Consider the following 15,809-nt stretch of genomic DNA (forward strand, 5'->3'; position numbering starts at 1 on the left):
GCTGTCTTGCTGATTTTTAATGAAATGATGGTAACCTTTCCATAAATTACTCTTCATTAACTAGGTAGAATTTATAACTTCTTAAGTTATCCTTTTATTCTTGATAGATTCAAACACCCTCAAACTACCTAGCAAGTAATAGAAGAAAGATTAAGGGCATTGAATTTTACGGTCTAATAAAAAATAATAATTTTTTAGCTCGATTGATACGTTCCCGTACTGGGCCTTAATTAAACAAAATATTCAAAAAAGTAGTATAAATGAAACTTTCCTATTATACTAAATAATTAAAGATAGTAAATAGTGACTATATTTTATATTCATCTTAAGTCGGTACATCTTATTTAAATAACTTCAAGCGTAACTTCAATATTGCCTCTTGTTGCTTTTGAATAAGGACATACTTCATGCGCTTTATGCACCAGTTCTTCCAACTGTTCACGCTCTATATCTGACCCTTTCACCTGAAGCACAACACCAAGCTTAAACCCTTGATCTTGTTCATCTTTTAATAGGCTCACATTAGCTGTTACTTCAGATGTGAATTTAACACGGGCTTTACTTGCTGTTAATTGAAGGGCACTATCAAAACAAGCAGCATACCCTGCAGCAAATAATTGTTCTGGATTTGTTGCATTTTCAATTTCTTTCGCTCGCGGTGTACCTGGCATTGCTGTTTCAAATTGAATTACCCCATTATCCGAGTGTACTTTCCCTTCACGTCCTCCCGAAGCAGTTGCAATAGCAGTAAATAATTTTTCAGACATTCCACTTCCACACCTTTCATTTTTAGATACAACTAATCCTTACCCGTTTTTTCCTTTTTTCAAAAGTATTTTATGTTAATTAATTGTTAATTTCATTATTAGAGAGCAATAAATTATTCAATTAAAAGTGTTTATAGGTCGATATATTCGGCTGGAATAGTTAAGTGAATGCTGGGGCTGACAGGCTGAAGTAGTACCATTAGCGTCTTCCATTTACTATTTTTATATATTATTTTTTCGTAACAAAATCTGTGGTGGAAGCAATGTAAATGTAGATAATAGAGCGTTTGCTTATGTTTTGAATTGTTGATGAGGGGTATCAACTTACAAGTATTCGTTGGGAGGGGATAGTAATATGTTTGGCATATCCGATCTCATTTCATTAATCATTTCTGCATTTATTATCTTGCCTGCTGTCGTATTTCTTAGGGAGATGGGGTACGTAATTGTCAGCCGGCTGTTCGGAGTAATTGAACCAAGAGTAACTATCGGATCAGGACGTAGAGTATTTAAGTTTGGTATGTTCGATGTCCGCAGATACTATCATTTTTACAGCTGGTTTTCGTATGACAAATTAAAGCATGAAAATAAATTTGCCTATATTAGTATTTATTCCGGACCAATTTTAATCAATCTTGTATTCGGTCTTACGATCAACTTTCTAATTGCCAACGGGGTAATTGAAGAATATAAAACATTTTGGGATCGCTTTGTTTTTTATGCATTTTATTATGTATTATTCGATGCAGTTCCGATGACCACATTTAGTGGAAAACCGAATAACGGGATGATAATTTATAAAATGATTCGCTATGGACAACGAATCGATTCATCAAAGGAACACATCCTCCCCTCAACATCAGATGTGGAGAAAGAATATCAGGAATACATTAAAGAAATTGAAGAAAACGAAAAGAAGTTGAAAGAAAAATCATGACTAAACCAGTAGCTGCTTAATGGTCGAACCAACTATTAAATGATATAAACGTTCTATTTGCACTTTGTAAAGTACCATTTAATAAAAAAGAACCAAGGCCTAAGCCTTAGTTCTGTTCTCAATGTGCTGAATAGATGTCAAATATAAATTAGTTCCAGGCAGTTCGTTCACTTTCAGGCTCGTTCATGCCTGTTTTACTTCTTTTGGCGGGAACATTGTTTTCTTTTGCTGGAGCTGCATTAAAAATAAAATCAAGTTCTGATACAAACTCTTCTTGCTGGGAGTTTTTACGATTGTGATTTACTTCTAGCTTATTCGCACTTTGCCCGCCTCTTACTTTTGCATTGTTGCGCTTAAAATTCATATTTGACATAGCCATCCTCCATTGATTATTTATTTGAAAAGTATAAAAGTCTTTTCACTTTCATACTTTCCATTTAAAAGTTTAACCACTCTTCCTTCCTTTTATTAAAGATGTACAATCTCATTTCTCCTATTAGTGATTTAGGTCCCTTATTTTTTATTTCTCATAAGAAAGTTCTACTATTTTACCAAAATACTAGGAAGATAGATTTAACATAAATATACCAAACTGATACTATTTATCAATCTTTTGGAAATAATAGAAATTTCGATATTCGGATAAATTCTATTGTGATAAATTGGTAATACCGCATTAAACAGAATAGTGCGAAAATTTAACCAAAAGGGGAAATGAGAATTGAAGAAGTTTAAGTTTACGAGATTCTTTAGCAGTATTCTAGCTTTTGTTATGGTGCTTTCTTTATTAGTTCCATTCTCGAATGCAAGCGCTGAAGAATCAAAACCATTCAAGCAGGGTGGACAAAATGAGAGTATTCTCCAGCTAAAAGCAGCAATCGCTGAACAGCTTAGTTTATCCAAAGATGGTCCAATCCTTCATGAAAGCCTGCAAAATATTTCAGGCAATCAAGAGGTTGCAGTCATCGTTCATTTATCAGAAAAACCGGTAGCATTAGAGCAAGGAATCAGCCAAGTTAAAGGCAAAAAATTTTCTAATGCCCGTGCAAACGAAGTACGTTCAAATGTAAAAGCACAACAGGCAAAAGTAAAAAAAGAATTAACTGCCAAACAGGTGCAAATGACACAAGGATACACTTTTGATACGGTACTAAACGGGTTTGCAGCAACAATTAAAGCGAATGACATTCCAAAACTACTTTCAGTAGAGGGAATTACTTTAATTGAACCGGATGCAACGGTATACGCATCAGAAGAGATTACAACAAAATCATCAGAACTTATTAAAGATGAGCAATTGGAAGCACAAATGAATACAAGTATTTCTTTCCTTGGTATTGAAAAGCTTTGGAATGAAGGAATTGAAGGACAAGGGGTAAAAGTGGCAGTACTTGATACAGGTATTGATGCTGATCACCCTGAATTTGCTGACATTTATAAAGGCGGGAAGAACTTTATTCCTAACTCATCAACTTACACTAAACCTCGTGCAGATGACGATGCATCGGAAACATTACCTTCAGAGCGTCCATCAGGAACACCTGAATTTAATGCAAACGGAAGCTCGTTCTACACTTCTCATGGTACGCATGTTGCCGGGACAATTGCGGCAATTGGCGCTAACGAATTCGGTATTAAAGGGATTGCTCCAAAAGTAGACCTTTATGCTTACCGTGTTTTGGGGGCATACGGAAGCGGTGCGACATCAGGTATTGTTAAAGCAATTGAAACAGCTGTTTTAGAAGAAATGGATGTTATTAACCTTTCACTTGGCGGTGGTGCTAACACTGAAACGGATGCAGGATCATTCGCTATCAATAACGCAATGATGGCTGGAACAATCGGAGTTGTTGCAACAGGTAACTCAGGTCCAAACCGTGGAACAATGGGCACACCTGCAACTGCCCGCTTAGGAATTGCAGTCGGTAACACAACAAATCCGGAAACAATGTATAACGGAGAAGTGAACATTACAGTAGGCGACTATAACTTTACAAAACAGCTTCCTTTAATGGGAACAACTTTTGGTAAAAACTTAGCTACACAGCTTCAAGGTGAGTTCGATTTAGTTGCGATTCCTGGAAATGGGGAAATGAAAGATTTTGAAGGAATTGATGTTGAAGGTAAAGTGGCATTAATTTCACGCGGAAGTATCGCTTTTGTTGATAAAATTGCAAATGCAAAAGCAAATGGTGCAGTAGCTACAATTATCCATAACTTTGCCGGTGGATCGAATGCACCGAACATTTCAGGCACATTCCTTGGTGATTCATTTGAGTTCCTGCCAACATTTGATATGTCTGTAACGGACGGTGCTGCAATTCGTGCTGCATTGGCTGGTGGAACTGGAAAAGTAAGCTTTGGTAAATTTGCTTCAACTACAACAACTGGAGATGATGTAAACTCTTCCAGTTCACGTGGACCTTCAACACCAAACTTTGATATTAAACCGGACGTAACAGCGCCTGGAACAAATATTATGTCAACGATTCCTATGTATAAATCGGACTTCCCTGATGCAGTTTACGATGAAGCATATGCTCGTAAAACAGGAACATCTATGGCAACACCGCATATTGCTGGTATCGTAGCATTAATAAAACAGGCAAATCCTGATTGGGATGCGTTCGATGTAAAAGTGGCACTTTCAAATACAGCAAAAGTATTGGATACAGTTAAATATGATGTGTTCTCTCAAGGTGCTGGACGCGTAAATGCTTATGCGGCAGCTCACCCTGATATTCTTGCATATGCACTTGATACAGCAGTTTTAGACGGCAATGGTGAAATTGTAGAAAACAAAAAAGGGACGGTTACTTTTGGTCCTCAATCATTGAAAGACGGAAATATTTCTGTAACGAAACAAGTATTAGTAAAGGACATTAAAGGAAACGGCGGCAATTACAACGTATCCGTTGATGTGACAAAAACATTTGGTGATGCAACGGTTACTGTTGATCAGCCAACATTCACTTTAGCTGGTGAGCAGGTGTTGAACATTACATTAACTGCTTCGCAAGCTGTGGCACCAAACGGCTCTGAATTTTTAGGTTTTATTCATATTAATGGTGGATCTACAGAAGCTTCATTGCCATTCGCCGCTGATTTCGGCAGCGCAGCAGTAACTGAAATTAAAGATTTAAAAATTACGGAAACAGACCTGTCATTTAACGGTGACGGTATTAACGACTCTAGTGTACTTTCATTCACATTAACTGGTGATGTAACAACGAACTATATTGAGCTTTGGGATATTATGAACCCTGAAGGCGGAGAATATGGGGACGGGTACATCGGTTATCTGCATTCAGGTACTTCACTTGGAAAAGGATCTTATACGCTGAATATTGGCGGGCAATATAAACCATGGGGCAGTGCACCTGCAACTACGATTCCGGATGGTCTATATACAATTGACTTTACTGGTCTTGCAGCTACAGGAGTAGTTTCGGATTATGTAGGACCGATTGTTGTAAAAACGACAAAACCGGAAATTACAGGTTCAGAGGCTGAAGGTGTTGTTTCAGGACAAGTAACAGATAAGTATATTGACTACAATGAAGAACTGTATTTATACGGTTTGGAATACAATTTAAATGATAAATTAAAAGCTTCATATGTTGCCACTGTAAACGGCGAAGTACAAGCACCGGTTACATTCGACTTAAATCAGGATGGCAGCTTCACATTCCCAGTAACAGCAGAAACAAATGCTGTAACAGTAGTGATTACAGACGCTGCTGGTAATGTAGGCGAAGCAATTATTTTTGAAAATGAAGTAGTAAAACCTGTTGTAACTCTTTCTGTAAATCCGAATGAGCTAGACCTGACAGCTGGAGAAACTGCACAGCTTGCGGTAACAGAAACAACAACACCTGCTGAAGGTGATGCAGCAGAAGAAGATGTAACTTCAAAAGCTACGTATGTTGTGGCAGATGAAAATGTTGCTACAGTTGTAAATGGTTTAGTAACTGCAGTAGCAGAAGGCACAACGGCAATTACTGTTAAACATGGCGAAAATGAAGCAACAGTAACCGTTACAGTTAAAGCACCTGTAGCGGAGGAGCCAGTTGTAACTCTTGAAATCGACCAAGCTCAAGTTGAGACAGGCATTGGGAAAGAAGTTAAGGTTAAAATTACTGAAGTAACAACTTTAAACGGTGAAACAACAGAGAAAGATGTTACAAACCTTGCAAATTACCAAGTAGAAAACAATAAGATTGCCACTGTTAAAGCAGGCACTGTAAAAGGGAAAGGCCAAGGTACTACTTCTGTTACAGTAACATATGGTGAGCATACCCTTACGTTTGACGTCAATGTTGTAAAGCCTGGTAACGGCAATGGCAATGGCAACGGTAACGGCAACGGTAACGGTAACGGCAACGGCAACGGCAACGGCAACGGCAACGGTAACGGCAACGGCAACGGCAACGGCAACGGCAACGGCAACGGCAACGGCAATGGTAAAGGACCTAAAAATAATAATGAAGTTACAGAATATGAAATTTAATTAATCTTATGGCTAGTATCGCTAAGTTTAAGACTTCATCCCCTATGGAGCTTAAACTTAGCTTTTTTTCCCTAAGAAAAAGGATGCCCTATGATCCAAAGCATCCTTTCATAATTTATCCGATTACTATTTCTTTTTTCTTATTAAACTCTTCATTTTCCAAGTTCACTTTTTCAGGTTTAACAACGAATATACTAATTAAAGTTGCAATTGTAAACAAAGCTGCAATTACGTATAATACCATGTCATAAGATTGTGTCTTTTCAAGAATTATTGCACTTAGCTGATTGCCTGTCAAACCTGCAAATGCCCAGGCAGATAAAGCTAAACCATGCACAGTTGAAATACTATCAATACCAAATCGGTCTGATAATAGCGGCGGTAAAGATGAGAATCCTCCACCGTAACCTGCATTCACAATACAAAGTAAAGCAATGATAAGAATTGCTATAGAGTTATTTATTCCATCAAATACAACGGTACATAAAATAATGCTAATAGAAGAAATAAAAATAATTTTATAAATGGAGTTACGGTCTTTTAAACGATCCCCCCATGCAGAAAATGCAATTCGTCCACCTGCATTGAAAATGGCTGTTAGCGAACTAACTAAACCAATCGCTCCAAATCCAATGAAAGCTAAAATGCCTTTTTCTTGTGAGATTAATGCTAAGCCACATGTAATATTAATATAGAACATTAGCCAAATACCGATAAACGTCTTATTCGTCAATACTTTTCTATAACTGAAGCTATTCATTTCAATACTTTCTTCTTCATGTCCAGCCGGTTTCTTTAGAATCAAGTGTCCTACAATCATCATTACTAAATAGATCGCTGCTAAAATATAAAACATTGTATAGATATTTGTAGGGTTTACTAAAATCCCTTCACTATTTCGATTACCGAGTAACTTTTCCATTAATGGACTTGCAATAACTTTTGCTAAGCCGAAGCCGGCAACAGCAAGACCCGTTGCCAATCCCTTTTGTTCTTTAAACCAAAGCATCAATGTTTTTACAGGCGTTAAATAGCCGATTCCAAGGCCTATCCCCATAATAACTCCATAAGAAATATAAATACCGATCAATGATTTTTGATAAATAAAGAAACCTGTTGCTGCCATCCCTACTATAAAAAATATTGCCGCAAGCAAGGATGACTTATGAATATCCTTTTCAACAAATTTCCCGCCAAAAGCCGCAGACATACCAAGAACAAAAATAGCTATACTGAATGCCCATTCCACTTCACTGACAGGTTTTCCGATATAAGAGGCAATATCCCCCTTAAACAACGACCAGCAATAAACCGTACCAATACTACAGTGAATCAATAAAGCTGGAATGACCGCACGCATCCACTTGTTTTCAAACTTCCCCACTTTAAAACTCCTCATTATTCATTCAACCTAAAAACACGAACATTAATTAAATAAAAATAAATATAGTTCGTACATAAACCATATAATTAATAATAATAAGTATTTTATAGATTAAATATTTTATTTTTACGAACATTAACAAAGTGATTATATAATAATATTCATGATAAATGAATAATAATTTCAATATAATTTTTAAATTGTTGGAAATGCTACATAAATCATTCAAATTATTCTGTAATTAAGCAAATAAAAAACAGCCTAATTTAGTAATTAGACTGTTTTGAAGCAGCAAAATATCATCTTATTTAAAAGGATATAATTAAGTTCTATTTAAATGTTATTTTCACAGTATAGCCTAGATTTCTGAAAAATTCTGCTAGAACTTTCTCGGCACTTTTTTCTGCTGATTCCAACAAACCTATTTCAATGGCTTCATCTTTGATTTTTTTCTGCGCTTCCGCCGCCAGGTCAAATCCTTCATCCCATTTTACTTCCCCACGAAATAGCCCTTCATCTGTGAAAGTTTTGACGTCCTCCACCTGAATAGCAGGATCCTGTATAAGTGTTGCTCGGGGCAGAGCGATCTCTAACTTCTTGTCATCCTCATTGATTTTAATATCATTCGAAGTTACTTCTTTAAGATTAACGCCTGCAATGACTGTAGCAGGGACTATTAATAATAGCTCTCTTTTCGTACCTGGTAAATTAACCGAAATATCATTTCCAAACAGTTTATTATCCTCTTGCTCAATGATTACTTTCATATGGGCTTCAGCCGTTGCAAGCGTTGATAATTCCTGGACCTGTTCTACAAAAACTGTACTTTCTTTTTTTAATGTATTACCGAAAAGAAACCAAGTACCCCCGAATGTGATAAGGATAAGAAGCAATGCAATTAATAAAATCTTAACTCCCCAAAATTTAAATATAACCTTAAATATTGCTCCGGAAATATTGGCGTTTCCACTACGATGACCTATAACTGCAGTGGCCGCACTTTCTTCCTCACCCTTTTTCAATTCCTTTAATACTTGTTCAATTTGTGTTAATGCTTCATCTTTTTTACTCATAGCGTCTCCCCCTCCCTTTATATTGTTGAGGAAAATTATAATACAATTCCCATATTTATACTTGAATATCATATCAAATTATATATCATTATTAGAATTAAAAAAGGTGACTACGAGAGATATCGGAGAAAGTATAATCCTTTTTCATATTTCTCAAATCTTGTTAATAGCAATTTTCATTAAATACATTTAAACTATCGAATGGAATTAATTTGAAAGAGGTTTCAAAATGATAAAACAATCGTTATTTATACGAGGGACTCTATTTGCAGCAATTTTAACAGGTTTATTCTTTGCACTTTACAAAAGTGGTATTTCTGTTTCCGATCTGTCACCCCAGCTTATTTTAGAGCTTGCCCATAACAATCTAACTATCGTTATTTTAATAATGATGTTATTAATGTTCCTGCAAAACTTATTTACATTTATCCCGTTAATTTTAGTCATTACGATTAATATTGCATTGTTTGGGTTTTGGCGTGGTTATATTTTTAGTACATTCAGCAGTGTTATTGGAAGTACATCAATTTTTCTTTCCATTCGCTATTTTTTCGCAAATTTATTTACTTCGGAAAAATTAAAAAAATATGAGCAGCAAATTAATCAAAACGGCTTTCTGTTTGTTTTGTCAGGGCGTATTTTGCCATTCCTTCCTACGAATTTAATCAACATCGTATCAGGCTTAAGCAAAATGAAAATATCGTATTTCATCTCAGCTACTACAATTGGTAATATGATTTATGGACTTGCATTAGCCTCTGTTTCTTACGGGATTTTCTCTGTCTCACAGCAATATAGACATCTTTTTTATGTAATTATTGCAATTGCCGCCATTATCGTTGTGTTCCGATTCATTAAAAAGCAGCGTACAAGCAGTATTTAAAAAAGAAGGTATTATACCTTCTTTTTTTGCGCTAATGGGGCAATAGTCTAATTATTTTTCCTTTGAATAAAGGAAATAATATCAATATATAATACTGTCATCTCTTCAGAGGTCTTGTCTAAATTATTTTGAACCCATTGTTCAATTAATCCTAAAAAAGCAGATGTGATAAAAGCTAAAAAGTATTCCATCGGGACATTCAAATTTGCATTGAAGCTTTCATTCCCCTCCAGGTTTACACGTACTTTTTCTGAAAAGGCTGCTCTAAACCGAAGATGAAAACCTGCTCTTCCATGTTCACTTAAAAAGATTTTTAAAAGTGGTGCCTGCATTTTTATTGAATTAAATAATGCGGCAGCTAATTGTTCCTGTCCTTTTTCAAACGAATGTGTAGATGAATAGTTCGATTGCAATTGATCAATATGATCCCCTAGCTCTTCAAATAGTTGTAATTCAATCTGATCCAGTAAATCAAACTTATCGATAAAGTGTAAATAAAATGTTCCACGATTAATCTTGGCTGTTTTCGCAATATCCCCTACTGTAATTGAATCAAAAGTTTTCTTTTCCAGCATCTCCATAAATGATTTTTGAATAAGCTCTTTTGTTCTTCGATTTTTTTCCGTATAAACGCTCAAAAATGCACCCTCTTTCATCAAAATTGAACAATCTGTTTATTTTGTTGATTGCTTTGATTTCCACTTAAATTATAAAATGAACGAGTAATAATAAACAACATGTTGAAATTTGAGAAAGGATGAAATTCATTTGAGTTTATTTAAAGAGAAATTAGCATGGGCTGCTCCTATTGCTGTTATATTAATTATCGCACTATTTTCGTTAAACTTATTCGCACAAGGAAATCCGCAGGTAAAAAATCTGCCAGTTGCTCTTATTGTTAACGATGAGGGGCAACACGTCAAAACTGTTCTCGAGGCTGTTGAACAAGTGAGTAAAGGTATAGACGGTGCAGAACCGGTTATAGCATTTACAACTGTGAAAGAAGAAAATATCGATTCACTTTTTGCAGATAAAAAGTATTATGCAGCACTTGTCATTCCTGAAGGCTACAATGACACACTACAAAATGCACTAACTAATAATCATGCTGCCAAACTGCAAATATATATTAACCAAGGCTTTAATATGACTGGCGCAAACTTTGCGAAAACTGCTTTAAACGGCGTTGTATCTGGAGTGAGTGACCTGTATTCTGCCAACTACCTATCACAGCTTGGTACTGAGAAAATTGATGCAACGCAAGCCTCTGTTTTAGTAAATCCAATTGTTGCTGAAGAAAAAATATATAATCCTATTACAGCTTCTACTGCAAACGGTAGTGCACCAACTTTATTGGCAGTGCCTGCATGGGTAGGTGCGTTAATCGGCGGGTTCATTGTATTTTTAGCAACGTCAGGCATTTTTAAGAAAGAGTTGTTAACACGTAAACAAACATTAGGCCTCATCGGCGGACAAGTTTTATTCGGAATTATTATCGCCCTGTTCTCAGGCTTCACTGTTGCAACACTTGCACTGATTGCAGGTATTAATATGCCAAGCTACTTCCTAGTTGCTTTCTTTGTATCATTTGCAGCATTCTGTTTCTATTTATTAGTATCAGCAATTACCGCATGGATTGGCAAACCGGCTATCACATTATTCATGATTGTCATGCTTTTAGGTATGGGTGTTCTAATGACGCCACAGGAAATGCTTCCAAGTTTCTTCGTAAACTTCATTCGTCCTTGGGTACCGATTCGTTTTGCTTCTGAAGGTTTACGAGAAATTTTCTACTTCGGTAGCGGATTCTACACAGGTGCTTCCTTCAATACAATTTTAGGAATTGGTATTGCAGGCTTAGTTATTTTCTTACTGTCAATTTTCAAACCTGTAAAAATTAAAGTACAACAGAACTGACATATTAAAAAACGTTATTTTGCATTTAAGGCAAAATAACGTTTTTTTATTTATTATTTAATTTCTTTGTACATTGAACTGCGCTCTGGATTCTTTATTCTTTCGATGATCCGTCATTTAAATAAACTTCACCGTCTTTATAAACCATTTGTTCTGGATAACGCAGGTTTAAAACTGCATCTTGAAGTTCTTGTGAAGGAGCCCGTGTTGAAAGCGAAACAATAATATTAGTAGCGAATGCAGCAATTGCCCCGAAAATACCAGCACCAGTATCAATAATGCCTAATACCGTAAAGCCACCGTACTTTGCACTAAAGATATAAATAAGTGTAACGGCTAAACCGACAAGCATTCCAGCTATGGTTCCCTTTGCATTAGCTCGCTTCCACCAGACACCTAAAACGAGTGCAGGGAAGAAGGTACCCGTTGCAAGCGCAAATGCCCATGCAACAATTTGAGTAATGGCACCAGGCGGGTTTAATGCAATAATCCCTGCCAATAGTGTTGCAACAACAATTGAAATACGTCCTATTAACAGGCGTTTTTGTTCCGATGCTTGTGGATTGATGATGCGATAATAAATATCGTGTGCAAATGATGATGAAATAGAAATCATTAAACCACCAGCTGTAGATAAGGCAGCTGCCATTGCTCCTGCTGCCACGAGTCCAATAACAAATACACCTAGATTTGCAATTTCAGGTGTAGCCATTACGACAATATCATTGGCTATTTTCAGTTCAAGCCATTGAAGAATACCGTCACCATTCGTATCGGCTATCCCTAATTTACCTGTATCAATCCAAGATTGAGTCCAAGCCGGTAGTTCAGCAATTTTTTTACCAGCCACTTCCGTCATTAAAATAAAGCGAGCAAAAGCTGCATAAGCTGGTGCACTAAAATATAAAAGCCCGATAAACACTAATGCCCATGCACCTGACCAACGAGCTGCCTTCATCGTACCGACTGTATAAAAACGTACAATTACATGCGGAAGTCCGGCTGTACCACACATCAACGTAAACATAAGAGCTAAAAACTGCCACTTAGTTCCATTTGTAAAAGGTGCAAAGTACTCCGAAATTCCGAGTTCCCGGTCGAGTTCACCCATTTTCGTTAAAATTTCACCATAGGAAATCCATGGTAAAGGATTACTAGTCAAATGGAATGACATAAAAATAACAGGTACTAAATAGGCGATTATTAAAATCACGTATTGGGCTACTTGAGTCCAAGTAATACCCTTCATACCACCAAATGCAGCATAAAATGCAATGAGCACAACGCCGATCATTGTTCCTATTTTCGCATCAATTTCAAATAGACGTCCGATTACTACACCAGAACCCGATAGCTGCCCGATTGAATACGTGAAGCTTATAATAATTGTACATATAGCTGCTATTATTAGTGCTGCTTTACTATTAAAACGGTCTCCGATAAATTCAGGCACGGTATAGCGACCAAATTTACGTAGCTGCGGTGCTAGTAATATCGTTAAAAACAAATATCCGCCAGTCCATCCCATAATATAAGCCAATCCATCATAGCCAAGTAACATGATCGTACCAGCCATCCCGATAAAGGATGCTGCACTCATCCAGTCTGCCCCAATTGCCATTCCATTGAAAATTGGGGGCACTCCACGACCAGCTACATAGAAATCAGATGTTTGTTTAGCAGTATTATAAACTGCAATCCAAATGTATAAAGCAAATGTAGCCAATATAATCAACATTGACACTATAAATTGAGTATCCATAAATAACCCCCCTCCATTAGTGATTAATCATATTGTTAGCGCCAATTTCTTCATTTCGCGCTTCACTAATCCCATACTTTTTATCAATTTTGTCCCCAACAATCGCATTTACAAAAAGCAAAATAATGAAAGTAAACAAAGCTCCAATTGCCCCCATAAAGTAGTGGAACGGGAATCCCAAAAACTGAACATCGGTTAATGAGTCTGCAAGCGCTACCATAACAAAAGACACTAAAAACCAAATAACAAAATAAATAGCCATGTACGTATTTTTCTCACGGAAATAGGCATCAGCAACTTTTTTGTCGATTTTTTTCATCTAGACCTTCTTTCTTCAAATTTTTATCGTAAATCAAAAATAAAAAGAATTGTTTCCTTTAAAGGAAGCGGTACTAAAATCACCTTAATAACCATTAAAATAATAAGTCCTATTATAGGAAAGGTGAGAGCGATGAAACGTTTTTTGATTAGTCCATAAGCAAGACAGCAAACGGAGAAAAGAATAATGAATAGAAGCAACTAATTCCCCCTAAGTCTCCAAGTTTTTTTAATGTATGTTGAAAATGTCCAGGATAAAACGACTATAGAATAAAAAAATCAGTTAAGTAGTGATTACTAAAACAGACAAGCATCTAAAATTAAAACCACCTAGTACATTGATAAATCAACGTTCTAGGTGGTATTTATTAAAACTGCCCAACTTATGATATGGTTTATTTACTCTTTTATCGAATATGGTTTCTCTTATAAACCTAAACACAGAATACATAATTATTAAAGATTCGAAGGTTTACTATGTTATATTGGAATAGTAGTAAGCGACCATATATTTTTGACATCGAAAATGTTAATTTAAGATTGTTAAATCAGCATTATTGGGTGCCAAACCCATTAGAGTTCTTCAGGAACAAAGAATTCTACCGCAGCATCTCCAAGTGAGATGCTGCCTTTTTTATTGCGGAACCGCATCTATTTAAGATTGCGGCAACCAAATTGTAAAGGTTGTCCCTTTTCCCTTCTCACTTTTTACATTTATTCTTCCTCTATGCAATTCAATAATGTGATAACTCATCGATAATCCGAGTCCCAATCCATTTTTTTTTGTTGAATGAAAAGGAGTGGTTAGTTTTTCCAACGTATCTTTATCCATTCCAGATCCATCATCTCTTATTATAACTTCAACTTCATTATCAGAATGACCTTGATCGATAGCAATTGATATATTGCCGTCAAAGTCAATGGCATCGAAGGAATTTTGTAGAATGTTTAGAAATACCTGCTTGATTTTATCCTTATCTATATAAACCTTATCCTTAAAAGAAGCCTGATAAAGGACCTTTATATTTCTAATTCTAAATTCATTTTCCATTAACATCAAAATATCTTCCATAAGTTCATGTATACTCACTCTGGATTTAGAGACTTCTTTGTCATCCGGTTTAGCCATCATCACAAATTGCTGAACAAGATTTTTTATTCTTTCTAATTCACTGAAGATAATTCTAAAATATTCTCTTTGCTTGTCATTATCAGTTTTTAAATTTTCCTTAAAGACTTCTAATAAACCTATGATTGAAGTAAGAGGATTTCTAATCTCATGAGCAAGTCCGGCACTTATCTTTCCTATTGCTGACAATTTCTCACTTAGCATAAGTTGTCTTTCTAATGCGAGTCTTTCTGTAATATCTCTAAACTGGCCAAATACTCCATTTATTTGGCTAGATTCATTATAAATTGGAAATGTGTCAAATAAATATGTTTTATTGGAAATGGATACCTCAATATCTTCGTACTTTTTACTCCCTCTCAAAACATTTTCCATGTATCCGCCGATTACTGCAATTTCTGTAATTGAGCGATTGCATATTTCTTCTTTACTGCAAGATAATACTTTCTCAGCAAAAGGATTTATTTCAACTATTTTCCCTTCCTCATTGGCCATAATAACCCCGTTTCGACTGTTTTCCATTAGCACTTGATTTAAGACTAATAATTTCTTATTCTGCTGCTTTACTCTGACCTCACGTTCTATCGAATCTACAGCAGATTTAAGTAATCCTGAATGGAAGGAACTTGCATGATGAGCGGCCATCATCACTGAAATAGTCCCGCCTATCTTACCTGAAGAATTAAAAGGTACAGAGAAACAAGCACTTTCATGTAAACAATGGAAGAAATGGTCTAATCCAATAAGCTGGACAGATTCCCCCATTTTTAATGCCATTTCAATGGAATTCGTTCCGACCTCCTCTTCTATTAATCTAATTCCCGGAGTTAACCCTAACGACTCAATTTGCCACTTAATCATTTCATCTCCGTACAATTCTATAATGTATCCTTCATGATCAGTGATAACGATTAAAACAGCTGTCCCATCTAGTTCGGCTATTAACTTCGTCATAAATTTCCTTGCTACGGAAATGGTATCATCAAGGCTCCTCTTCTTTTGTACCAACACACTTTTTGACAATTCCCCTCCAGGAATCGGAAGTTCATAAGGATTCATATTTCTATTAAGACATCTTTGATGCGAATTATATATATATGTATTTCTAGTTTCCATTTTATTAAGTCCA

General features: G+C 35.9%; 12 protein-coding genes. 4 read left to right on the top strand and 8 right to left on the bottom strand.

All coding sequences use genetic code 11. The features are described from left to right. Positions 1–344: 344 nt before the first annotated feature. Positions 345–767 (bottom strand): organic hydroperoxide resistance protein, encoded by a 423-nt coding sequence (locus ABS917_RS09115; RefSeq protein ID WP_350478678.1) that lies wholly within the window; start codon positions 765–767, stop codon positions 345–347. A gap of 355 nt (positions 768–1,122) precedes the next feature. Between ABS917_RS09115 and ABS917_RS09120 the strand changes: the two genes are divergently transcribed. Continuing rightward, complete coding sequence (locus ABS917_RS09120; RefSeq protein WP_350478679.1) at positions 1,123–1,704, top strand: hypothetical protein; 582 nt, start codon at positions 1,123–1,125, stop codon at positions 1,702–1,704. Between the two features lie 148 nt (positions 1,705–1,852). Here the strand turns inward: ABS917_RS09120 and ABS917_RS09125 are convergent, their stop codons facing one another. Then, positions 1,853–2,077, bottom strand: coding sequence for a hypothetical protein (locus ABS917_RS09125; protein ID WP_350478680.1), 225 nt, complete (start codon positions 2,075–2,077; stop codon positions 1,853–1,855). A gap of 348 nt (positions 2,078–2,425) precedes the next feature. Here ABS917_RS09125 and ABS917_RS09130 point away from each other — a divergent pair, with 348 nt between their 5' ends. Further along, positions 2,426–6,214: a S8 family serine peptidase gene (locus tag ABS917_RS09130; RefSeq protein WP_350478681.1), complete on the top strand. Its 3,789-nt coding sequence runs from the start codon at positions 2,426–2,428 to the stop codon at positions 6,212–6,214. 115 nt (positions 6,215–6,329) lie between these two features. Here ABS917_RS09130 and ABS917_RS09135 read toward each other — a convergent pair whose 3' ends face one another. Continuing rightward, positions 6,330–7,598: an OFA family MFS transporter gene (locus tag ABS917_RS09135; protein WP_350478682.1), complete on the bottom strand. Its 1,269-nt coding sequence runs from the start codon at positions 7,596–7,598 to the stop codon at positions 6,330–6,332. Positions 7,599–7,927: 329 nt separating this feature from the next. Next, positions 7,928–8,671, bottom strand: a complete 744-nt coding sequence (locus ABS917_RS09140) for a DUF4230 domain-containing protein (protein WP_350478683.1) — start codon at positions 8,669–8,671, stop codon at positions 7,928–7,930. A 229-nt stretch (positions 8,672–8,900) separates the two neighbouring features. Between ABS917_RS09140 and ABS917_RS09145 the strand changes: the two genes are divergently transcribed. Then, complete coding sequence (locus ABS917_RS09145; protein ID WP_350478684.1) at positions 8,901–9,554, top strand: TVP38/TMEM64 family protein; 654 nt, start codon at positions 8,901–8,903, stop codon at positions 9,552–9,554. Positions 9,555–9,601: 47 nt separating this feature from the next. On the opposite strand, the gene ABS917_RS09150 is transcribed toward ABS917_RS09145, so the two are convergent. Further along, entirely contained in the window at positions 9,602–10,192 is a 591-nt protein-coding gene (locus ABS917_RS09150; protein WP_350478685.1) for a TetR/AcrR family transcriptional regulator, read from the bottom strand. A gap of 130 nt (positions 10,193–10,322) precedes the next feature. Between ABS917_RS09150 and ABS917_RS09155 the strand changes: the two genes are divergently transcribed. After that, positions 10,323–11,471, top strand: a complete 1,149-nt coding sequence (locus ABS917_RS09155; protein WP_350478686.1) for a YhgE/Pip domain-containing protein — start codon at positions 10,323–10,325, stop codon at positions 11,469–11,471. A 94-nt stretch (positions 11,472–11,565) separates the two neighbouring features. Here the strand turns inward: ABS917_RS09155 and ABS917_RS09160 are convergent, their stop codons facing one another. From ABS917_RS09160 to ABS917_RS09170, 3 genes are all read right to left on the bottom strand, one after another. Continuing rightward, positions 11,566–13,233, bottom strand: a complete 1,668-nt coding sequence (locus ABS917_RS09160; protein ID WP_350478687.1) for a sodium:solute symporter family protein — start codon at positions 13,231–13,233, stop codon at positions 11,566–11,568. 16 nt (positions 13,234–13,249) lie between these two features. Next, entirely contained in the window at positions 13,250–13,552 is a 303-nt protein-coding gene (locus ABS917_RS09165; RefSeq protein WP_350478688.1) for a DUF4212 domain-containing protein, read from the bottom strand. 654 nt (positions 13,553–14,206) lie between these two features. Beyond that, the coding region (locus ABS917_RS09170; protein WP_350478689.1) for an ATP-binding protein at positions 14,207–15,809 on the bottom strand (1,603 nt) is incomplete at its 5' end.

This window comes from Solibacillus sp. (genome assembly GCF_040273735.1).
In the GTDB taxonomy this organism is placed as follows: Bacteria; Bacillota; Bacilli; order Bacillales_A; family Planococcaceae; genus Solibacillus.

Coding starts and splice junctions, on each gene's coding strand:
- ABS917_RS09125 (WP_350478680.1), bottom strand. CDS start 2,077: ATGTCAAATATGAATTTTAAGCGCAACAATGCAAAAGTAAGAGGCGGG.
- ABS917_RS09165 (WP_350478688.1), bottom strand. CDS start 13,552: ATGAAAAAAATCGACAAAAAAGTTGCTGATGCCTATTTCCGTGAGAAA.
- ABS917_RS09140 (WP_350478683.1), bottom strand. CDS start 8,671: ATGAGTAAAAAAGATGAAGCATTAACACAAATTGAACAAGTATTAAAG.
- ABS917_RS09115 (WP_350478678.1), bottom strand. CDS start 767: ATGTCTGAAAAATTATTTACTGCTATTGCAACTGCTTCGGGAGGACGT.
- ABS917_RS09120 (WP_350478679.1), top strand. CDS start 1,123: ATGTTTGGCATATCCGATCTCATTTCATTAATCATTTCTGCATTTATT.
- ABS917_RS09145 (WP_350478684.1), top strand. CDS start 8,901: ATGATAAAACAATCGTTATTTATACGAGGGACTCTATTTGCAGCAATT.
- ABS917_RS09160 (WP_350478687.1), bottom strand. CDS start 13,233: ATGGATACTCAATTTATAGTGTCAATGTTGATTATATTGGCTACATTT.